This window comes from Enterobacter sp. PL_is511 (assembly GCF_055816065.1).
Map to the genome: position 1 here is coordinate 139,455 of NZ_JBVPGP010000023.1, position 21,038 is coordinate 160,492.

Here is a 21,038-nt window from a genome sequence, read left to right on the forward strand (position 1 = left end):
GCCGAAGCCATGCTAAGCGAGGTTCACAGCAAACTCACGTCACCGGTGCCGGGTTAAACACCGCCAGCTGATTATGCAATCCCCACTGATCCGAAAAGGTTTTCTTCCGTCCGCTGGCGACATCCAGAATGAAGTGGAACAGTTTCCAGCCCACGTCCTCAATACTCTCTTCCCCGGTGGCGATAGTGCCCGCGTTGATATCCATTAAGTCATACCAGCGGTTTGCCAGCTCGGTGCGGGTCGCCATCTTAATCACCGGCACCGCCATCAGGCCGTACGGCGTGCCGCGCCCGGTGGTAAAGACCTGTACCGTAATGCCGGATGCCACCTGCTGCGTGCCGCAGACAAAATCGCTGGCCGGCGTTGCCGCGTAAATCAGGCCGCGTTTCGTCGGGCGCTGGCCCGGAGAGAGCACTTCTGCAATGGCGCTCTGACCGGATTTGGCAATGGAGCCAAGGGCTTTTTCCACCACGTTCGCCAGGCCGCCTTTTTTGTTCCCCGGAGACGGGTTGGCGCTGCGGTCGGTTTTGCCCATATCGAGATAGCTATCGTACCAGGCCATCTCCTCAAGCAGGCGCTTGCCGACCTCTTCATTAACGGCGCGTGGCGTAAGCAGATGGATGGCGTCACGCACTTCGGTCACCTCGGAGAACATCACCGTGGCGCCGCAGCGAACAAGCAGATCGGACGCATAGCCTACCGCCGGGTTGGCCGTCACGCCGGAGAAGGCATCGCTGCCGCCGCATTGGGTGCCCACGACCAGTTCCGAGGCCGGACACGTTTCGCGCTGGCGGCGGTTGAGTTTGTCCAGATGTCGCTCTGCCACCTGCAGAATGTCATCGACCATTGAGCGGAAACCAACGTGGCGTTCGTCCTGCAGGCGCACGATACTGTCCTCGTCTACCGGGATGGCTTTGACATCCTCAGTACCCTGCAGCAGGCGTTCTGGCTGCAATTTTTCACAGCCGAGGCCGATGACCATCACCTCGCCGCCAAAGTTCGGGTTGAGGGCGATATTGTGGATGGTCCGGATAGGCACCACGGCAGCGGGCGCGTTAATCGCCACGCCGCAGCCGTAGAGGTGGTTCAGGCCCACCACGCCGTCGACGTTCGGGTATTTTGGCAGCAGATCGCGTTCGATGATTTTCACCACGTAATCCACTACGCCCGCCACGCAGTGCACGCTGGTGGTAATACCGAGCAGATTTTTGGTGCCGACGCTGCCGTCCGCATTGCGGTAGCCTTCGAAGGTATAGCCCTCCAGCGGAGGAAGCGGTTCCGGCACGCGGGTTGCCAGCGGAAGCGTGTTCAGCGGCGGCGCTTCTGGAAGTGCCACCAGCGACTCCTCAACCCAGCTACCCTGTGGTATAGCGCGAACGGCATAGCCGATGACTTCACCGTAACGTACGATTTCGCTATTAGCAGGGATATCCACCAGGGCGACTTTATGTCCCTGTGGAATATGCTCAATCAGTTCCAGCCCGTCCGGGAATCGAGTGCCCGCTTTTAAGCCATTGTCGTTGACAATAATCGCCACATTATCGATGTCGTGTACTTTGATATAAAACGCCGTCGGCGATGCCTGTCGAATTTCAATGTCGGCCATTGTTCACTATTCTCCAGCAAAGTGTCTGATAATAAATTCAGCCAATTTTCTAATGGTAGAAATAAATACGCGGCTTTCAGAAATAAAGCATGTCAGCATAGGGGATATTAAAATGTGATCTCGATCGCTCCCGAACCCGTAATCCTTGATTCTGTGCATTAGCGCCCAGTGCTTTGTGCATATGCAAAAATTTTTATCAAAATATGCCGTAATACCTGAGCATTAAAACAATGTGCGGTCGCGGATGGCGTCTTATACTGAATGACGATTTTATCACGCCAGAATACGTCAGAATAATAAATATCATGCTGGCACGGTGTCTGAATGAATAAATAAAATGACACTGGAAAAGGCTGCGGAATAAAAAGGTAAATACGATGAGTAACGATATCTTCCCGAATAAATTTAAAGCGGCCCTCGCGGCGCACCAGATTCAGATTGGCTGCTGGTCCGCGCTGGCAAACCCAATCAGCACCGAAGTGCTGGGCCTGGCCGGTTTCGACTGGCTGGTGCTGGACGGCGAACATGCGCCGAACGATATCAGCACGTTTATTCCGCAGCTGATGGCGCTGAAAGGCAGCCACAGCGCCCCGGTGGTGCGTGTACCCACCAACGAGCCGGTGATTATCAAGCGTCTGCTGGATATCGGCTTCTACAACTTTCTGATCCCGTTTGTGGAGACGGAAGAACAAGCGGCGCTGGCCGTTGCGTCAACGCGCTACCCCCCGGAAGGGATCCGCGGCGTCTCCGTTTCGCACCGCGCCAATATGTTTGGCACCGTGCCGGACTATTTCGCGCAGTCCAACAGCAACATCACCATTCTGGTTCAGATCGAGAGCCAGCAGGGCGTTGATAACGTCGACGCGATTGCCGCCACAAACGGCGTGGACGGTATCTTCGTCGGCCCAAGCGATCTGGCTGCCGCCTTTGGCCATCTGGGCAATGCCAGCCACCCTGACGTACAGCGCGCGATCCAGCACATCTTTGCCCGCGCCAAAGCACACGGCAAACCGTGCGGCATTCTGGCGCCGGTTGAGGCGGACGCCCGTCGCTATCTGGAGTGGGGAGCCACGTTTGTTGCCGTCGGCAGCGACCTCGGCGTATTCCGCTCGGCCACGCAGAAATTAGCGGACGCTTTTAAAAAATAACCATCATTGAGGATACAGATTATGACGCTGAAAGTGGGTTTTATTGGCCTGGGGATCATGGGTAAACCAATGAGTAAGAACCTCATCAAAGCGGGTTACTCGCTGGTGGTATCCGATCATAATCCACAGGCCGTGGCGGAAGTGATGGCGGCGGGCGCAGAAACGGCCACCACAGCCAAAGCGATTGCCGAGCAGTGCGACGTCATCATCACCATGCTGCCAAACTCACCGCATGTTAAAGAGGTCGCGCTGGGTGAAAACGGCATTATCGATGGCGCGAAGCCGGGCCTGGTGCTGATTGATATGAGCTCTATTGCGCCGCTCGCAAGTCGTGAAATCAGCGAGGCGTTAAAAGCGAAGGACGTCGATATGCTGGACGCGCCGGTCAGCGGCGGTGAGCCGAAAGCGATAGACGGTACGCTGTCGGTGATGGTCGGCGGTGATAAAGCCGTTTTCGATAGATATTACGACCTGATGAAAGCGATGGCGGGCTCCGTGGTGCATACCGGGGATATCGGGGCGGGTAACGTGACCAAGCTGGCAAACCAGGTGATTGTGGCGCTGAACATTGCCGCCATGTCCGAAGCGCTGACGCTGGCAACCAAAGCGGGCGTCAACCCGGACCTGGTCTATCAGGCCATTCGCGGTGGCCTGGCGGGCAGTACCGTGCTGGAGGCCAAAGCGCCGATGGTCATGGATCGTAATTTCAAACCCGGTTTCCGCATCGACCTGCATATCAAAGATCTGGCCAACGCGCTGGATACGTCTCACGGCGTGGGGGCGCAGCTGCCGCTGACCGCGGCGGTCATGGAGATGATGCAGGCGCTGCGTGCCGATGGCCTGGGCACGGCCGATCACAGCGCAATTGCATGCTACTACGAAAAACTGGCGAAGGTGGAAGTGGCGCGTTAATCACGCCTTGCCCATACCTGAGGGTGACAGCGGCGCGCAAACCCTCTATACTGCGCGCCGAAGCTGACCAGACAGTCGCCGCTTCGTCGTCGTCCCTTTCGGGGGAGACGGGCGGAGGGGAGGAAAGTCCGGGCTCCATAGGGCAGGGTGCCAGGTAACGCCTGGGGGGGAAACCCACGACCAGTGCAACAGAGAGCAAACCGCCGATGGCCCGCGCAAGCGGGATCAGGTAAGGGTGAAAGGGTGCGGTAAGAGCGCACCGCGCGGCTGGTAACAGTCCGTGGCACGGTAAACTCCACCCGGAGCAAGGCCAAATAGGGGTTCACATGGTACGGCCCGTACTGAACCCGGGTAGGCTGCTTGAGCCAGTGAGCGATTGCTGGCCTAGATGAATGACTGTCCAACGACAGAACCCGGCTTATCGGTCAGCTTCAACTTCTTAGAGAACCCCGCTTCGGCGGGGTTTTTGCTTTCAGGGGGGGGAGACTGGGTAAGCGCAGCGCCACCCGGCACCAGACAAACGACATCAATTCTCATATTTGCGACATTAAGCACATTTCACTGTTTTTATCCCTTCAGTATCGTTCCTGTGCCTGCGGACGATCGTCATCACAAAATTTCACGCTAAAAAACTCGCGATTTTCAGTATTGATAATTTGTTATGATTGTTATCTTAATGATCGCGAAACTTTTCTCGTTTGATATGCATACATTGAAATCAAATACATTTCTCCCGTGAATATGTGACGTATTCCACTCTTTTCCGCCAGCCTGAAAATTCGCGTCGGAAAAATTTGATAAATTGAAAGAATGTTTCAAACAAATAGCGGTTATTTATTGGTCTTTAATTGCCTGAAACATCGCCTTTATTGATTTTTTCCGGATGGTAAAATTTATCCGGGTTATCGCCATAAAATAAATTTATTACCGCTATTTTTGTTGATCAATATCAGCGTAGTAGCATATTTGTCTCTATTTATTTCTTTGATAAATAAGCGTTTTTATGGTTTTTCGCTGTGCGTGATAAAGGGCCTGGAAAGCAAATTGTGAGTAACAGCACATACCCCTTCAAACATTATTGAGTAGAATTCACCCCGTCATAGGGAAATAAGTGCAGAATATTATGAACACTATTATTCTACCGAAAACACAGCACCTCGTGGTATTTCAGGAAGTCATTAAAAGTGGCTCCATAGGTTCTGCAGCAAGACAGCTGGGCCTGACGCAACCCGCCGTCAGCAAAATCATCAGCGATATTGAGTCCTACTTCGGCGTGGAAGTGATGGTGCGTAAAAACACCGGCGTAAAACTCACTGCTGCGGGCCAGGTTCTGCTCTCGTACTCAGAGTCCATCACCCGCGAAATGAAAAACATGGTGAGTGAGATTAACAGCCTGAGTTTCAGCACCGTTATGGACGTCTCCTTTGGTTACCCGTCGCTGATCGGCTTCACCTTCCTGTCCGAAATGATCAAAAAATTTAAGGAAGTGTTCCCGAAAGCACGCGTCTCGATGTATGAAGCCCAGCTCTCCTCTTTCCTGCCGGCCATTCGCGACGGTCGTCTGGATTTCGCTATCGGCACGCTGAGTGATGAAATGCTGCTGCAGGATCTGCACGTCGAACCGCTGTTTGAGTCCGAGTTTGTGCTGGTCGCCAGCAAAACGCGAACGTGCACCGGCCCGACGACACTGGCATCGCTCACGCACGAGCAGTGGGTGATGCCGCAAACCGATATGGGCTACTACAAAGAACTTCTGACCACCCTGCAAGACAATCACATCAGCATCGAAAACATCGTCCAGACCGATTCCGTCGTCACCATTTATAACCTTGTGCTGAATGCCGATTATCTGACGGTTATTCCCCGCGACATGATTGCACCGTTCGGTTCTGACCAGTTTATTGTACTGCCAGTGGAAGATGAATTACCCGTGGCGCGTTATGCCGCCGTGTGGTCAAAAAATTACAGGATTAAAAAATCGGCGTCAGTATTAGTTGAGTTGGCAAAACAATATTCGTCGATGAATATCGAAAGACGACGATGAATAATTAGTACCCATTTTAAAAACACCCAGAGCGTTAACGTGTTAACGCGCTGATACCCTGACTTTGCCTGAAAAGAATGAATTATTATAACGAGGATATTATGCATATTACCTACGATCTCCCGGTAACGATTGAAGATATTCAGGACGCCAGAAAACGACTGGCAGGAAAAATATATAAAACCGGTATGCCACGTTCGAATTATCTCAGCGAACGTTGTAAGGGCGAAATATTCCTGAAATTTGAGAATATGCAGCGTACCGGCTCGTTTAAGATCCGCGGCGCGTTTAACAAGTTAAGCTCGCTGACCGACGCTGAAAAACGCAAAGGCGTTGTCGCCTGCTCCGCGGGAAACCACGCGCAGGGTGTGTCCCTCTCCTGCGCCATGCTCGGCATCGACGGCAAAGTGGTGATGCCGAAGGGGGCACCGAAATCCAAGGTTGCCGCCACCCGCGACTACTCCGCCGAAGTGGTGCTGCACGGCGAGAACTTCAACGATACCATCGCCAAAGTGAGCGAAATCGTTGAGACGGAAGGGCGTATTTTTATTCCGCCTTACGATGATCCAAAAGTGATTGCCGGGCAGGGCACCATCGGCCTGGAAATTCTCGAAGATTTATACGACGTGGATAACGTCATTGTACCTATCGGCGGCGGCGGATTAATTGCCGGGATTGCGACGGCGATTAAATCCATCAATCCGACCATTAATATTATCGGCGTACAGTCTGAAAACGTGCACGGAATGGCAGCCTCCTGGCAGGCAGGAGAAATAACCAACCATCGCGTTACCGGCACGTTAGCCGACGGCTGCGACGTCTCTCGTCCGGGGAAATTAACCTTCGAAATCGTTCGTGAACTGGTCGATGACATTGTGCTGGTGAGCGAAAACGATATTCGCAACAGCATGATTGCCCTTATTCAGCGAAATAAAGTGGTGACGGAAGGCGCTGGCGCACTGGCTTGTGCTGCGTTATTAAGCGGCAAACTTGACCACTATATTCAGGGCCGCAAAACCGTCTGCATTATTTCCGGCGGCAATATCGACCTCTCCCGTGTTTCCCAAATTACCGGCTTCGTTGACGCATAAAGGTGACCTATGAGCAACACAGAAAGCATTATCGTTGGCCAGACAAAAACGTCCTCCTGGCGTAAGTCTGATACCACCTGGACGCTTGGCCTGTTTGGTACCGCCATTGGCGCAGGCGTGCTGTTCTTCCCCATTCGCGCAGGCTTTGGCGGATTGATCCCGATCCTGCTGATGCTGGTTCTCGCATTCCCGATTGCGTTTTACTGCCACCGCGCGCTGGCGCGTTTGTGTCTGTCCGGCAGCAACGTCTCCGGCAACATCACCGAAACGGTGGAAGAGCATTTCGGTAAAACCGGCGGGGTGGTGATCACGTTCCTCTACTTCTTCGCCATTTGCCCGCTGCTGTGGATTTACGGCGTCACCATTACCAACACCTTCATGACCTTCTGGGAAAACCAGCTCCAGCTGCCAGCGCTGAACCGCGGCGTGGTGGCGCTGTTCCTGCTGCTGCTGATGGCCTTTGTTATCTGGTTTGGTAAAGACCTGATGGTGAAGGTCATGAGCTTCCTGGTGTTCCCGTTTATCGCCAGCCTGGTGCTGATTTCCCTGTCGCTGATCCCTTACTGGAACTCGGCGGTGATCGACCAGGTCAACCTGAGCGATATCGCCTTCACCGGTCATGACGGCATTCTGGTCACCGTGTGGCTGGGTATCTCCATCATGGTCTTCTCCTTCAACTTCTCGCCTATCGTCTCCTCGTTCGTGGTCTCCAAGCGCGAAGAGTACGAGCCAACGTTCGGTAAAGAGTTCACCGAGCAGAAATGTTCCAAAATCATCGGTCGCGCCAGCCTGCTGATGGTGGCTGTGGTGATGTTCTTCGCCTTTAGCTGTCTGTTTACGCTCTCTCCGCAGAACATGGCGGACGCCAAGGCGCAGAATATTCCGGTGCTCTCTTACCTGGCGAACCACTTTGCGTCAATGTCCGGAACTAAATCGACGTTCGCGACGGTACTGGAATACGGTGCCTCCATCATCGCGCTGGTTGCTATCTTCAAATCCTTCTTCGGGCACTACCTGGGCACGCTGGAAGGTCTGAATGGCCTGATCCTCAAGTTCGGCTACAAGGGCGATAAAAAGAAAGTTTCTGTTGGCAAACTGAACACCATCAGCATGGTGTTCATCATGGGCTCCACCTGGGTTGTGGCCTACGCCAACCCGAACATTCTCGACCTTATTGAAGCCATGGGCGCACCAATCATCGCCTCTCTGCTGTGCCTGCTGCCGATGTACGCCATCCGCAAAGCCCCGGCTCTGGCGAAATACAAAGGGCGTACCGAGAACATCTTCGTTACCGCGGTCGGCCTGCTGACCATTCTGAATATCGTTTACAAACTGTTCTAACCCATTGCTCAGGAAGAGCGGAGTCACATGATGATTGAGTTTCCGGTTGTACTGGTAATTAACTGCGGTTCGTCCTCTGTTAAGTTTTCGGTGCTCGACGCCAGCAGCTGCGACGCCCTGATGACGGGCATTGCAGACGGCATCAACACCGAGAAGGCCTTTATTTCCGTGAACGGGGGTGAGCCAGCCAGACTGACTCACCAGGACTACGAAGGGGCGCTGGCTGCCATCGCCCTGGAGCTGGAGAAGCGTGACCTGATGAGCAGCGTGGCCTTAATTGGCCACCGCATTGCGCACGGCGGCGACCTCTTCAGCGAGTCGACTCTGATTACGGAAGCGGTGATTGAGCAGATCCGCCAGGTCTCTCCGCTGGCGCCGCTGCATAACTACGCTAACCTGAGCGGCGTGGAAGCCGCAGAGCGCTTGTTCCCGGGCGTGCAGCAGGTCGCGGTATTTGATACCAGCTTCCACCAGACGCTGCCGCCGCAGGCGTATCTGTACGGATTGCCGTACCGCTATTTTGAAGAGCTGGGCGTGCGCCGCTACGGCTTCCACGGCACCTCTCACCGCTACGTGGCCGCGCAGGCGCATACGCTTCTCGGGCTGTCCCCCGATGACAGCGGCCTGGTGATTGCCCATCTCGGCAACGGAGCGTCCATCTGCGCGGTGCGCAACGGCGAAAGCGTGGATACTTCCATGGGGATGACCCCCCTGGAAGGGCTGGTAATGGGCACGCGCTGCGGCGACGTGGACTTCGGCGCAGTGGCGTGGATTGCCCAGCAGACCGGGCAGTCGTTCGAGGATCTGGAGCGCGTGGTCAACAAAGAGTCCGGGTTGCTTGGGATTTCCGGCATCTCCTCCGATTTACGCGCGCTGGAGAAAGCCTGGCACGCTGGCAACGAGCGGGCGCAGCTGGCTATCCAGACCTTCGTTCACCGTATAGCGCGACACATTGCCGGGCACGCTGCGTCGCTGCACCGCCTCGATGGGGTGGTCTTTACCGGCGGTATTGGCGAAAACTCGACGCTTGTCCGCGCGCTGGTGGCGGAACATCTGAACGTGTTCGGCATCATCCTCGACGACGCCAAAAATGCCCTGCCGGGCAGCGCGGGTGAGCGCGTGATCTCCACCGAGTCGTCCCGCGTGGCCTGCGCGGTGATCCCTACCAACGAAGAAAAAATGATCGCGCTGGACGCCCTCCGTCTTGGGAAGGTTACCCCGGCTGCGGCTTACGCCTGATAAAGCGAGAAACACATGAAAGTAACAATCGATACGGGCGTCGCGCCCTACAGCGACGCATGGGCCGGGTTTCGCGGTGAAGAATGGAAAAACGCCGTCAACGTCCGCGATTTTATTCAGCATAACTACACCCCTTATGAAGGCGATGAAGCTTTCCTCGCGCAGGCGACGCCAGCAACGACGGCGCTGTGGCAGAAGGTGATGGTCGGCATTCGCCAGGAGAATGCCACCCACGCCCCGGTGGATTTTGACACCAACATTGCCACCACCATTACGGCCCACGGGCCGGGCTATATCGACCAGGATCTGGAGACGATCGTCGGCCTGCAAACCGATAAGCCGCTCAAGCGCGCCCTGCATCCGTACGGCGGGATCAACATGATCCGCAGCTCGTTCGAAGCCTATGGCCGGGAGATGGATCCGCAGTTTGAATATCTCTTTACCGACCTGCGCAAAACCCACAACCAGGGCGTGTTTGACGTCTATTCGCCAGAGATGATGCGCTGCCGTAAGTCCGGCGTGCTTACCGGCTTGCCGGACGGCTACGGGCGCGGACGCATCATCGGCGACTATCGCCGCGTGGCGCTGTACGGGATCGCTTATCTGGTGCGCGAGCGTGAACTCCAGTTTACGGATCTGCAGGGCAGGCTGGAGCGCGGTGAGGATCTGGAGGCGACGATCCGCCTGCGTGAAGAGCTGGCGGAGCATAAGCGCGCGCTGCTGCAGATCCAGCAGATGGCGGCGAACTATGGCTTTGATATCGCACGCCCGGCGATGAACGCCCAGGAAGCGGTGCAGTGGCTCTATTTTGCCTACCTTGCCGCGGTGAAATCCCAGAACGGCGGGGCGATGTCGCTGGGGCGCACGGCCTCGTTCCTCGATATCTACATTGAACGTGACATGCAGGCAGGAAGGCTGAATGAAGTCCAGGCGCAGGAGCTGATCGACCACTTCATCATGAAGATCCGCATGGTGCGCTTCCTGCGCACGCCGGAGTTCGACACGCTCTTCTCCGGCGATCCGATCTGGGCGACGGAAGTGATCGGCGGCATGGGGCTGGACGGGCGCACGCTGGTGACCAAAAACAGCTTCCGCTATCTGCACACCCTGCACACCATGGGGCCAGCACCTGAGCCGAACCTGACGATCCTCTGGTCAGAACAGCTGCCGATCGCGTTCAAGAAATACGCCGCGCAGGTGTCGATCGTCACCTCTTCGCTGCAGTATGAGAACGACGATCTGATGCGTGCGGACTTCAACAGTGACGACTACGCAATTGCCTGCTGCGTCAGCCCGATGGTGATCGGCAAGCAGATGCAGTTCTTTGGCGCGCGCGCCAACCTCGCCAAAACGCTGCTGTACGCGATCAACGGCGGGGTGGACGAGAAGCTGAAGATCCAGGTCGGTCCTAAAACCGAGCCGCTGCTGGACGACGTGCTGGATTACGACACCGTGATGGCGAGCCTCGATCACTTTATGGACTGGCTGGCGGTGCAGTACATTAGCGCCCTGAATCTCATTCACTACATGCATGATAAGTACAGCTACGAAGCCTCGCTGATGGCGCTGCACGACCGGGACGTCTATCGCACCATGGCCTGCGGCATTGCCGGGCTGTCGGTAGCCGCGGATTCCCTGTCGGCCATTAAATATGCCACGGTGAAGCCGGTGCGCGACCATACCGGACTGGCAGTCGATTTCGTGATTGAAGGGGATTATCCGCAGTACGGCAACAACGACGACCGCGTGGACAGCATTGCCTGCGACCTGGTGGAGCGCTTTATGAAGAAAATTCAGGCGCTGCGGACCTACCGCAACGCGGTGCCAACTCAGTCGATCCTGACCATCACCTCCAACGTGGTTTATGGTCAGAAGACCGGGAACACGCCGGACGGACGACGCGGCGGCACGCCGTTTGCCCCAGGCGCGAACCCAATGCACGGGCGCGACAGAAAAGGGGCGGTGGCCTCGCTAACGTCGGTTGCCAAACTGCCGTTCACCTATGCGAAAGACGGGATTTCCTACACCTTCTCCATCGTGCCGCAGGCGCTTGGCAAGGACGAGCTGGTGCGCAAAACCAACCTGGTGGGGCTGCTGGACGGGTATTTCCATCACGAAGCCTCTATTGAGGGAGGGCAGCATCTGAACGTCAACGTCATGAACCGGGAAATGCTCCTCGATGCCATCGCGCACCCGGAGAATTACCCGAACCTGACAATCCGCGTTTCAGGTTATGCGGTGCGGTTTAATGCGCTGACGCGCGAGCAGCAGCAGGATGTGATTTCGCGAACCTTTACCCACTCTATCTAAACGTGAGCTCTCATGCCCCCTCAATGCAGGGGGCCTTTTTTTGTCCGCTAAACATACAAAATTGTTTATATAATTACTCACACATATTCATCCGCTCTTGAAAAACAATACCCCTGCTTTTCCCTATAACAGCATGTAAGGACAGTAAGATGATGAAAATGACCCGTATTGCGCTGGTCGCCGCCTCGCTGGCAGTGTGTAGTTTTACGGCACAGGCCGCGAACGTTGAGGCTGCTCCGTCTCCATCGCAGGATCCGCTGGTGCAGCACCTGAAGCTCAGCAATGAGCAGGTTAAGAAGATTGAAGGTCTGCATAAGCAGCTGGAACAAAATGTCAGCAAGATCCCGATGACGGGCGTGAAGGACGGCGCGCTGATCGACATGTTCCAGGCGGGCAAGTGGGACGAAAGCACGGTGAAAAGCCAGCTTGCTGCCTTTAGCAAAATTGAAGAGCAGACCCGTTATTACCGCGTGAAATATTACTTCGACGTCAGCCAGGTTTTGACGCCGGAACAGCGTAAACAAATTAGAACGGATATGGCTAACGCGCTGGCTAACTGATTTCCTACCCGCGCATGGCGCGGGTTTTTATTTCTTGATCGGCGTCACTTTTAGAAAATTAGCTTTTAATATCCCACTTCAGAAGCAAAACTTCCTCCAGAAGCAGAATATCCTTATTAATGTTGTGACATTTTTCTCCCGCTCTCCGGATATGATCTTCCCACACCAATAACACTCACCTGCAACCATCTGAATCGTAATCGCTGGCGATCGGAAACTAATAAAAACAACTGTTTACCCTACAAAATAAGCGAGTACCCAATGGATACGGCAACAAACAGCAGTGTGATTGTGAGTGATTCCCCCGCGGCAAGGCGGGCGGGAATGTGTGAAAGCGAGTGGCGAGAGGCGATTAAATTCGACAGCACCGACACGGGCTGGGTCATCATGAGTATTGGGATGGCTATCGGCGCGGGGATAGTTTTTCTCCCCGTGCAGGTCGGATTAATGGGGCTGTGGGTATTTTTGCTCTCATCAATAATCGGCTATCCGGCCATGTATTTATTCCAGCGTCTGTTTATTAATACGCTGGCGGAATCACCGAAGTGCAAAGATTACCCGAGCGTAATTAGCGGTTATTTGGGTAAGAACTGGGGCATTTTATTAGGCGCGCTCTATTTCGTGATGCTTGTGATCTGGATGTTTGTCTATTCTACGGCCATCACCAACGACAGCGCCTCGTATTTGCATACCTTCGGCGTGACCGACGGTTTGTTATCAGATAATCCGTTTTACGGTTTATGCCTGATCTGCATTCTGGTGGCCATTTCGTCGCGCGGTGAAAAGCTGCTGTTTAAAGTCTCCAGCCTGATGGTGCTTACCAAGCTGTTTGTCGTTGCGGCACTGGGGCTGTCAATGATTGGCCTCTGGCATCTGGCCAACGTGGGCATGCTGCCGCCGCTGGGGCTGTTGATTAAAAACGCCATCATTACGCTGCCCTTTACCTTAACCTCCATTCTGTTTATTCAGACCCTGAGTCCGATGGTGATCTCATACCGTTCACGGGAAAAATCGGTGAAGGTGGCGCGTCATAAGGCGCTGCGGGCGATGAATATTGCCTTTGGCATCCTGTTTGTGACGGTCTTCTTCTACGCCGTCTCCTTCACCCTGGCGATGGGGCACGATGAGGCGGTCAAAGCCTACGAGCAGAATATCTCTGCCCTGGCGATTGCGGCGCAGTTTATCAGCGGTGACGGCGCGGGCTGGGTCAAAATCGTCAGCGTGATCCTCAATATCTTCGCCGTGATGACCGCGTTCTTCGGCGTCTATCTCGGCTTTCGCGAGGCGACGCAGGGTATCGTCATGAATATCCTGCGCCGCAGAATGCCGGCTGAGAAAATCAATGAAAACGCCGTCCAGCGCGGGATTATGCTGTTCGCCATCCTGCTGGCCTGGAGCGCGATAGTCCTGAACGCGCCGGTGCTGAGCTTCACCTCCATTTGCAGCCCCATCTTCGGCATGGTGGGCTGCCTGATACCTGCATGGCTGGTCTACAAGGTGCCAGCCCTGCATAAATATAAAGGCGTATCGCTGGTGATTATCGTCATCACCGGACTGCTGCTTTGTGTTTCTCCTTTCCTCGCATTCTCCTGAGGGTAATTAAGGTCGTAACGATGTCTGAGCAAACTCATCCTTTATGGAATCAATTTATTCGCGCGGTGCAGGAAGAAGTGAAGCCTGCCCTTGGGTGTACCGAACCCGTCTCTCTGGCACTGGCCTGTGCGATGGCCGCAGACCTTCTGCCGGGGGAGGTCACACGGATTGAGGCGTGGGTCTCGCCGAACCTGATGAAAAACGGGCTGGGCGTGACGGTACCGGGTACCGGTATGGTCGGGTTACCGATTGCGGCGGCGCTGGGCGCGATTGGCGGTAACGCGCACGCCGGACTGGAGGTGTTGAAAGATGCCACCGCCGATGCACTGGTCCGCGGCAAAGCCCTGCTTGAGGCAGGGCAAGTGCAGGTAAAACTGCAGGAGCCCTGTGATGAGATCCTCTATTCCCGCGCCTGCGTTCATGCCGGGGATCACTCGGCGATGGTGACCATCGCGGGCGGGCATACCCGGGTGGTGGAAGTGGTTTGCCAGGGGGAAACGCGCTTTACGCTTGACGATCAACGGTGCCAGACGAATGACGATCCGCTGGCGGTGCTTTCAACTACTACACTGTCGCAGATCCTGGAATTTGTCGAGCAGGTGCCGTTTGAGGCGATCCGCTTTATCCTGCAGGCAGGGCGGCTGAACGATGCGCTCTCCCGCGAAGGGCTCAGCGGGAAGTGGGGGCTGCATATTGGCGCAACGCTTGATAAGCAGCGCGCGCGCGGATGGATGGCGCAGGATCTGGGGTCAGATATTGTAATTCGTACCAGCGCAGCCTCGGATGCCCGCATGGGCGGCGCGACGCTGCCGGCGATGAGCAATTCGGGCTCTGGCAATCAGGGGATCACCGCCACTATGCCGGTGGTGGTCGTGGCTGAACACCTTCAGGCTGACGACGAAAGGCTAGCGCGGGCGCTGATGCTGTCGCATCTTTCGGCGATCTATATTCATTATCAGCTTCCGCGCCTGTCCGCACTGTGTGCGGCGACAACGGCGGCGATGGGCGCTGCGGCGGGCATGGCGTGGCTGATGGGGGGCTGTTACCAGACCATCGCGATGGCGATTGGAAGCATGATCGGTGACGTCAGCGGGATGATCTGCGACGGGGCGTCAAACAGCTGCGCCATGAAGGTCTCAACCAGCGTCAGTAGCGCCTGGAAAGCGGTGATGATGGCGCTGGATGAGTCGGGCGTAACGGGCAACGAGGGGATTGTGGCGCACGATGTGGAGCAGTCAATCGCAAACCTGTGCGCGCTGGCGTGCCGCTCGATGCAGGCCACGGACCGGCAGATTATTGAGATTATGGCGAGTAAGGTGTCGTGATTTAATCCAACCCGTTACCCCTCATCCTGGCCCTCTCCCCAAAGGGGAGAGGGGGATTTTTAAACCGGCAAATCAATCAGCAGCGCGCGCAGCGGCGTATCCGCCACCAGGGTGATATTCGCTTCATCACGAATAAACGCCCCGTCGCCGCAGGTTAGCGCTTCTTTCTCTTCCGTATGCGTCACCGCATGCACCGTACCGTGAATAGACTGCAAATAGGCGCGCGGGCCATGAAGCTGGAAGCTCGCCTGTTCACCTTTCTTCAGCTCGATATGGTGCAGCCACACCTGCTGACGCAGCTGCAGGCTCCCTTTGCTGCCATCCGGCGATGCAATCAACTGCTGCTTATCGCCCGTTAAATCTAACTTCTGTACCAGCGGATTTTCCCGCTCAGGGCAGGCGTCGAGCCACAACTGCATGCGGGTCAGCGTTTTGTCTTTGCTGAGGTTATGCTCGCTGTAGCTGATGCCCGGCTGCGTGGAAATTAACAACGCTTCGCCAGCCTTTGCCTGGACATGATTGCCCTCGCTATCGCGGTATTCTGCCTCGCCTTCCAGGATCAGGTTCAGGATATCGACTTTCGGATACGTACGCGGCTGGAAGGAGGCGCCCGGGGCGAGCACTTCCTGGTTCAACACGCGCAGTGAAGCGTAACCGAGGAGTTTAGGGTCAAAGTAGTGTCCAAAGGAAAAGGTGTAGCGGGCCTGCAGCCAACCGAAATCGGCTTGTCCGCACTGTTTAGCTGTTCTTGTCGTAATCATAAACTTGACCTCTCTTTACACTAAAACAATGGTAAAGGTATGGACGCTGCATTGTTAGCCAGATATTCTGCCTGGTATGTTCAAATTTCCTGAATGAGAACGAGATGGCTAAAGAGAGAGCATTGACGCTTGAGGCGCTTCGCGTCATGGACGCGATTGATCGGCGCGGCAGTTTTGCGGCGGCGGCAGATGAACTGGGGCGCGTTCCGTCTGCGCTGAGCTACACCATGCAGAAGCTGGAAGAAGAGCTGGACGTGGTGCTGTTTGACCGCTCCGGTCATCGAACAAAATTCACCAACGTCGGGCGGATGCTGCTGGAGCGTGGCCGCGTGCTGCTGGAGGCGGCGGACAAGCTCACCACGGACGCCGAAGCGCTGGCGCGCGGCTGGGAAACCCATCTGACGTTAGTTACCGAAGCGCTGGTGCCGTCAGAAGCGCTGTTCCCGCTGGTGGACCGCCTGGCAGCGAAGGCCAATACGCAGCTGTCGATCATCACCGAGGTGCTGGCAGGGGCGTGGGAGCGTCTGGAGACGGGCAGGGCGGATATCGTCATTGCGCCGGACATGCACTTCCGCTCATCGTCAGAAATCAACTCGCGCAAGCTCTACAGCGTGATGAACGTCTACGTTGCCGCCCCCAACCACCCGATTCACCAGGAGCCGGAGCCGCTCTCTGAAGTCACGCGCGTGAAGTATCGCGGCGTGGCGGTCGCGGATACCGCGCGCGAGCGTCCGGTGCTGACGGTGCAGTTACTGGATAAGCAGCCTCGTCTGACGGTGACCTCGCTGGAAGACAAACGGCAGGCGCTGCTGGCAGGTCTGGGCGTGGCGACCATGCCGTACCCGTTTGTGGAAAAAGATATTGCAGAAGGGCGACTGCGGGTCGTGAGCCCGGAGTATACCAGCGAAGTGGATATCATTATGGCGTGGCGTCGCGACAGCATGGGCGAAGCCAAATCATGGTGCCTGCGCGAAATACCCAAACTTTTCGCCCACCACAATAAATGAACGAGTAGGCCCGGTAAGCGTCAGCGCCACCGGGCGTTATTTTACGCGCCGACCTTAGGATCGGGGCCAAAGCGGTTTTCGCCCGGCGTCCCGCTCTGGCAGTTGAAAATCAAAATCACGATCCAGCCCACAATCGGGATCAACAGCAGCAATAGCCACCACGCTGAACGATCGGTGTCGTGCAGTCGACGGAACAGCACCGCCCATGATGGCAGAAGGACCAACAGGCCATAAATGGTAGTCAGCACGCCTTCACCGCCAGCCCGCTCCCAGCCAAGAATTTTATCCACAATGCCCAGCACCATGACGAGGACGAAGTTCACCAGAACGAACATCCAGTACTCTTTGCGGCGGGCGCGGCCACCAAATCCAATGTAGTTGCGCAGTACTTTTAAATACCAGTCCATTTTCCTTGCCTCATTAGTCAGTCAATCACTTGTTTTCTAAGCGATCGAGGTAAGGATAGATGGAGATTGTGAATTAAAAAAGGGCATCTATTGATGCCCTTAATATTTATCCAAAACGGACGTCGCGCCCGTGAGGTTCATCCAGATCCTGCCACGGCCCAATGGAGATAATGCCCGTCGGGTTGATGGTCTTGTGGCTGCGGAAATAGTGGGTGCGAATATGATCGAAGTCGACCGTCTCCGCGATGCCCGGCATCTGGTAGATGTCGCGCAGGAAACCATACAGGTTCAGGTAATCGCTGATGCGGTGCTTGTCGCACTTAAAGTGGGTGACATAGACCGGATCAAAGCGAACCAGCGTGGTCCACAGGCGAATGTCCGCTTCCGTCAGGTGATCGCCCGTCAGGTAGCGATGCTTGCCCAGGAGCTGTTCCAGGCGTTCAAGCGATTCAAACACTTTTCCAACCGCTTCGTCATACGCTTCCTGGCTGGTGGCGAAACCGGCCTTATAGACACCGTTGTTGACGTTGTCGTAAATCCAGCTGTTCAGCTCATCAATTTTCTCACGCAGCTCAACCGGATAGTAATCTCCGGCGCGGGCGCCGTGGGCATCAAATGCGGTATTGAACATGCGGATGATTTCCGCAGACTCATTGCTGACAATCGTCTGGTTTTTCTTGTCCCACAGCACCGGCACGGTCACGCGACCGGTGTAATGAGGGTCGGCGCGCAGATAGAGCTGGTACAGGAAATCGTGGTGATACAGTTCGTCGCCGGTCGCCGCAGGGAAATCACTGTCAAACGTCCAGCCGTTTTCCAGCATCAACGGGTTGACGACGGAAACCGGAATGAAGGATTCAAGACCTTTAAGCTTGCGCACGATCAGCGTGCGGTGGGCCCACGGACAGGCAAGGGAAACATAAAGATGATAACGGTCTTTCTCAGCCGCGAAGCCGCCTTCACCGCTAGGGCCTGGTGCACCATCGGCGGTCAGCCAGTTACGGAAGGCCGAAACAGAGCGCTTAAAGCGACCTCCGGTGGATTTGGTGTCATACCAGACATCCTGCCAGACGCCGTCTACGAGTTGTCCCATTTTTTCTCCTCCGTCAGATAGCAAAAGCGAGGAGATGTCTCCTCGCTTTGTGTTCATTCAGTATAGCGTGCTTACCATTTCTTATTCAGAACGCGGTCGATGCTGTATGCGCCCGGGCCAGTGACGGCCAGCAGCAGGAAGCCACCCGCGATGGTCAGGTTTTTCATGAACATCAGAGAGTTCACGCCTTCCGCAAAGTTGCTGTGGAAGATGAACGCCGTCAGCACGGTGAAGCCTGCGGTAAACAGCGCGGTGGTGCGGGTCAGGAAGCCGAACAGTACCGCCAGGCCGCCGCCGAACTCAAGAAGAATGGTCAGTGGCAACAGGAACCCCGGAACGCCCATGGCTTCCATATACTGCTGGGTACCCGCATAACCGGTGATTTTTCCCCAACCTGCCACGATGAACAGAATTGGCATCAGAATACGCGCTACCAGTACACCAACATCTTCTAATTTTTTCATTTTACTCTCCAGGAAACCACATCAGCGGCTGAACGTTATTTGTCTGCAATTCCGGGTAGATACCGCGTCGTTGCTGTCGATGGAGAGGATAATAAACGGGGCGGGTGGCAATTGTTAGCAAGGAAAACTGTCAATCTTCTTCAAAGATATTGAGTAAGGGAGGGGGAGAGAATTTTGCCGGGTAAGGCGTAGCGCCACCCGGCGAGAAGGCTAGCGTAATTGCTGCTGCCGCAACGTTGCTTTCACCAGACGCCAGGCGCTCCAGGCACCAAATCCACGACGCGCCCAGCGGATCAGCATGTTCGGATGACGAACGGACCAGATAGCCATCACGCTGCTGCCGACCAGCGCCCATGAACGCAGGCTCAGGACGGTATTCCAGCCCCGGTCAAACCGTCGCGTCGCGTCAATCCAGTCGCGACGGCTGGCAGACAGGTCCAGCCGTTGCTGCTGGATCTGGCTTAACAGGTACGCTTTTCGCTTTTGACGTTCGGCTTTACCGCTCACGGCTAGTCATCCTCCAGCAGGGCGCGATCGTTCGCCAGCTCCTGACGCGTATGGCGCAGGAATGTGGACTTGCGCGCTTTACGCAGCGTCCAGATACCGCCGATCAACGCAGCGACCAGCAGCACGACGGTGGTGGCAATCATCGCGTTAAGACGATACTGCGGGTCAATGGCCCAGATGATTAACACCATCAGGCTCATCAGGCCAAACGCGGCGAAGAGCATGGTCAGCCCGAGCATCAGCAGCATCTGGAAGAGGTTCGCTTTCTCCTCTTCCAGCTCGACCACTGCCAGCCGGACGCGCGTTTCGGCAATCCCGACCAGCGTCGTTAAAATACGCTGGCCGATGCCGAGGACGTTGTTAGCAGGCCCTTGTGCGTGACGAGGATCTTCCATATCAACGACGCGTCAGCAGGACACCCAGTACCACACCCACTGCGGCACCAATCCCTACACCCGTCCATGGATTATCACGCACATATTCGTCCGCGCGGGCAGCCGCTTCACGGGTCTGTTTCGCCAGTGCATCACCGGTTTCACCCAGGCGATAACGGCTCTCCTTCAGCGCTTGCTCCGCCTTGCTGCGCAGCTTGCTGACCTCTTCTTTTGACTTGTCAGCAGAGGAGTTCAGTACCTCTTCAAGGGTATCGGCCAGGGATTTCAGTTCAGCGCGCAGATGTTCAGACGTCGTATCTTTTGACATGATTCTCTCTCCTGTTGAGATTTCCGTTAACTCAATAATCGCGAGCTTCCAGCGCTTTCAGGTCGTCCTGCGCTTCTTTCAACTTCTTCTCGCGCTTAGCAATTTTTTCCGCATCCCCTTTCTCTTTCGCTTCCTGCAGGTCGCGACGGCGCTCGGCTATCTCGTCCTTCTGTTCAGCGATTTTCTTCTGGTGGTCGGCACGAAGCTTGCTGTCTGAACAGTTCGCTTTCACTTCGCTCAGCGCTTTTTTTAGACCATCAACACGGTGCTGATTGTTATGCTTTTCGGCATAACCGATCTCACGCTGAATATCCTGTTCTTTCTCCTGACAGAGAGAGTTTGCGAAGGATGCTGTGCTTAAAGAAAAAAGGGCCAAAGCCAGAGTCATGCGGAATTTCATTATCGAAACCTTCCATTGTGTGGCGGCATAAGCCGCTATCCAAAGTTATGCGGAGTACATCGAGGGGTGCTCCGCGTACTTAAGCATAGTAAGTAAACGGGGGATTCACCAAAGTGAGTGAAAAGATTCGGAATCCTGGAAGTTATCCAAACCGATGCGACGTATCGCGAATCAATGAGAGCCAGGCAGCTGGCTGGCTGTCATCTTCCTGCTGAGCAATGATATACCCGCGCGGCAGCGTACGGTCGAGAACCACTTTCGCGGCGGCACTTTGCGCACGGGAATCAAATTTGATCAGTAAAACATCGTCCTGCGGGGTGATGCTCTTAAAGCGGATCCCGTTCGCATCCAGATGATGCCAGACAGAAAAACCGTCAGGCACGCTGGCACCCTGGTTTACCGGGCGGATGGCCAGCGTCGATTCCTGATGCGAAAGCGCGCTCCAGGCCAGCAGCAGGGCGCTGAGCACCACCAGCGTAATCATGGCAAAGGCAAAACGGCGCAGAGCGAGCGGTGAGATAGCCATCG

The 21,038-nt window shown here is 55.6% G+C and carries 21 protein-coding genes and 1 other RNA gene; 12 read left to right on the plus strand and 10 right to left on the minus strand.

Going from position 1 to position 21,038, the window contains the following annotated elements; all coding sequences use genetic code 11:
- Positions 1-34 precede the first annotated feature (34 nt).
- The gene (garD, locus tag AC0TN7_RS12875; RefSeq protein ID WP_248272466.1) at positions 35-1,606 is read right to left on the minus strand and encodes a galactarate dehydratase; all 1,572 of its coding nucleotides are present in this window, start codon (positions 1,604-1,606) and stop codon (positions 35-37) included.
- Positions 1,607-1,983: 377 nt separating this feature from the next.
- Between garD and garL the strand changes: the two genes are divergently transcribed.
- From garL to AC0TN7_RS12930, 11 genes are all read left to right on the plus strand, one after another.
- Entirely contained in the window at positions 1,984-2,754 is a 771-nt protein-coding gene (gene garL / locus AC0TN7_RS12880; RefSeq protein ID WP_032650347.1) for a 2-dehydro-3-deoxyglucarate aldolase, read from the plus strand.
- A 21-nt stretch (positions 2,755-2,775) separates the two neighbouring features.
- Positions 2,776-3,666 (plus strand): 2-hydroxy-3-oxopropionate reductase, encoded by an 891-nt coding sequence (gene garR, locus AC0TN7_RS12885; protein ID WP_473702194.1) that lies wholly within the window; start codon positions 2,776-2,778, stop codon positions 3,664-3,666.
- Positions 3,667-3,725: 59 nt separating this feature from the next.
- Positions 3,726-4,103, plus strand: an RNA gene (gene rnpB, locus AC0TN7_RS12890) — RNase P RNA component class A.
- A gap of 686 nt (positions 4,104-4,789) precedes the next feature.
- Positions 4,790-5,710, plus strand: coding sequence for a transcriptional regulator TdcA (gene tdcA / locus AC0TN7_RS12895; protein ID WP_008501504.1), 921 nt, complete (start codon positions 4,790-4,792; stop codon positions 5,708-5,710).
- A 101-nt stretch (positions 5,711-5,811) separates the two neighbouring features.
- Positions 5,812-6,801: a bifunctional threonine ammonia-lyase/L-serine ammonia-lyase TdcB gene (gene tdcB / locus AC0TN7_RS12900; protein ID WP_473702195.1), complete on the plus strand. Its 990-nt coding sequence runs from the start codon at positions 5,812-5,814 to the stop codon at positions 6,799-6,801.
- A 9-nt stretch (positions 6,802-6,810) separates the two neighbouring features.
- Entirely contained in the window at positions 6,811-8,142 is a 1,332-nt protein-coding gene (gene tdcC, locus AC0TN7_RS12905) for a threonine/serine transporter TdcC (protein WP_024906394.1), read from the plus strand.
- Between the two features lie 30 nt (positions 8,143-8,172).
- Positions 8,173-9,381 (plus strand): propionate kinase, encoded by a 1,209-nt coding sequence (gene tdcD / locus AC0TN7_RS12910; RefSeq protein ID WP_473702256.1) that lies wholly within the window; start codon positions 8,173-8,175, stop codon positions 9,379-9,381.
- Between the two features lie 15 nt (positions 9,382-9,396).
- Positions 9,397-11,691 (plus strand): formate C-acetyltransferase, encoded by a 2,295-nt coding sequence (gene pflB, locus AC0TN7_RS12915; protein ID WP_024906396.1) that lies wholly within the window; start codon positions 9,397-9,399, stop codon positions 11,689-11,691.
- Positions 11,692-11,840: 149 nt separating this feature from the next.
- Positions 11,841-12,251 (plus strand): Spy/CpxP family protein refolding chaperone, encoded by a 411-nt coding sequence (locus tag AC0TN7_RS12920; RefSeq protein ID WP_061716433.1) that lies wholly within the window; start codon positions 11,841-11,843, stop codon positions 12,249-12,251.
- A 261-nt stretch (positions 12,252-12,512) separates the two neighbouring features.
- Positions 12,513-13,844, plus strand: a complete 1,332-nt coding sequence (locus tag AC0TN7_RS12925; RefSeq protein ID WP_473702196.1) for an SLC5/6 family protein — start codon at positions 12,513-12,515, stop codon at positions 13,842-13,844.
- Between the two features lie 20 nt (positions 13,845-13,864).
- Entirely contained in the window at positions 13,865-15,169 is a 1,305-nt protein-coding gene (locus AC0TN7_RS12930) for an L-cysteine desulfidase family protein (RefSeq protein ID WP_024906399.1), read from the plus strand.
- A 59-nt stretch (positions 15,170-15,228) separates the two neighbouring features.
- Here AC0TN7_RS12930 and AC0TN7_RS12935 read toward each other — a convergent pair whose 3' ends face one another.
- Positions 15,229-15,930: a pirin family protein gene (locus AC0TN7_RS12935; protein ID WP_023309295.1), complete on the minus strand. Its 702-nt coding sequence runs from the start codon at positions 15,928-15,930 to the stop codon at positions 15,229-15,231.
- A gap of 104 nt (positions 15,931-16,034) precedes the next feature.
- Here AC0TN7_RS12935 and AC0TN7_RS12940 point away from each other — a divergent pair, with 104 nt between their 5' ends.
- Positions 16,035-16,937, plus strand: coding sequence for a LysR family transcriptional regulator (locus tag AC0TN7_RS12940; protein WP_032650335.1), 903 nt, complete (start codon positions 16,035-16,037; stop codon positions 16,935-16,937).
- A gap of 41 nt (positions 16,938-16,978) precedes the next feature.
- On the opposite strand, the gene AC0TN7_RS12945 is transcribed toward AC0TN7_RS12940, so the two are convergent.
- From AC0TN7_RS12945 to mzrA, 8 genes are all read right to left on the minus strand, one after another.
- On the minus strand, positions 16,979-17,344 hold the full coding sequence (locus AC0TN7_RS12945; protein WP_420277507.1) for a DUF805 domain-containing protein: 366 nt from the start codon (positions 17,342-17,344) through the stop codon (positions 16,979-16,981).
- Between the two features lie 106 nt (positions 17,345-17,450).
- Positions 17,451-18,437: a glutathione S-transferase family protein gene (locus AC0TN7_RS12950; protein ID WP_420277505.1), complete on the minus strand. Its 987-nt coding sequence runs from the start codon at positions 18,435-18,437 to the stop codon at positions 17,451-17,453.
- Positions 18,438-18,508: 71 nt separating this feature from the next.
- The gene (locus AC0TN7_RS12955) at positions 18,509-18,901 is read right to left on the minus strand and encodes a DoxX family protein (protein WP_023309292.1); all 393 of its coding nucleotides are present in this window, start codon (positions 18,899-18,901) and stop codon (positions 18,509-18,511) included.
- A 210-nt stretch (positions 18,902-19,111) separates the two neighbouring features.
- Positions 19,112-19,408: a YqjK-like family protein gene (locus tag AC0TN7_RS12960; protein WP_024906403.1), complete on the minus strand. Its 297-nt coding sequence runs from the start codon at positions 19,406-19,408 to the stop codon at positions 19,112-19,114.
- A 2-nt stretch (positions 19,409-19,410) separates the two neighbouring features.
- The gene (locus tag AC0TN7_RS12965) at positions 19,411-19,803 is read right to left on the minus strand and encodes a phage holin family protein (protein ID WP_023333540.1); all 393 of its coding nucleotides are present in this window, start codon (positions 19,801-19,803) and stop codon (positions 19,411-19,413) included.
- Between the two features lies 1 nt (position 19,804).
- A complete protein-coding gene (locus AC0TN7_RS12970) occupies positions 19,805-20,110 on the minus strand; it encodes an ElaB/YgaM/YqjD family protein (RefSeq protein WP_008503141.1) in 306 nt (101 codons plus the stop codon).
- Between the two features lie 31 nt (positions 20,111-20,141).
- The gene (locus AC0TN7_RS12975) at positions 20,142-20,510 is read right to left on the minus strand and encodes a DUF1090 domain-containing protein (RefSeq protein WP_008503142.1); all 369 of its coding nucleotides are present in this window, start codon (positions 20,508-20,510) and stop codon (positions 20,142-20,144) included.
- Positions 20,511-20,652: 142 nt separating this feature from the next.
- Entirely contained in the window at positions 20,653-21,036 is a 384-nt protein-coding gene (gene mzrA, locus AC0TN7_RS12980) for an EnvZ/OmpR regulon moderator MzrA (protein ID WP_463727337.1), read from the minus strand.
- Between the last annotated feature and the right edge of the window lie 2 nt (positions 21,037-21,038).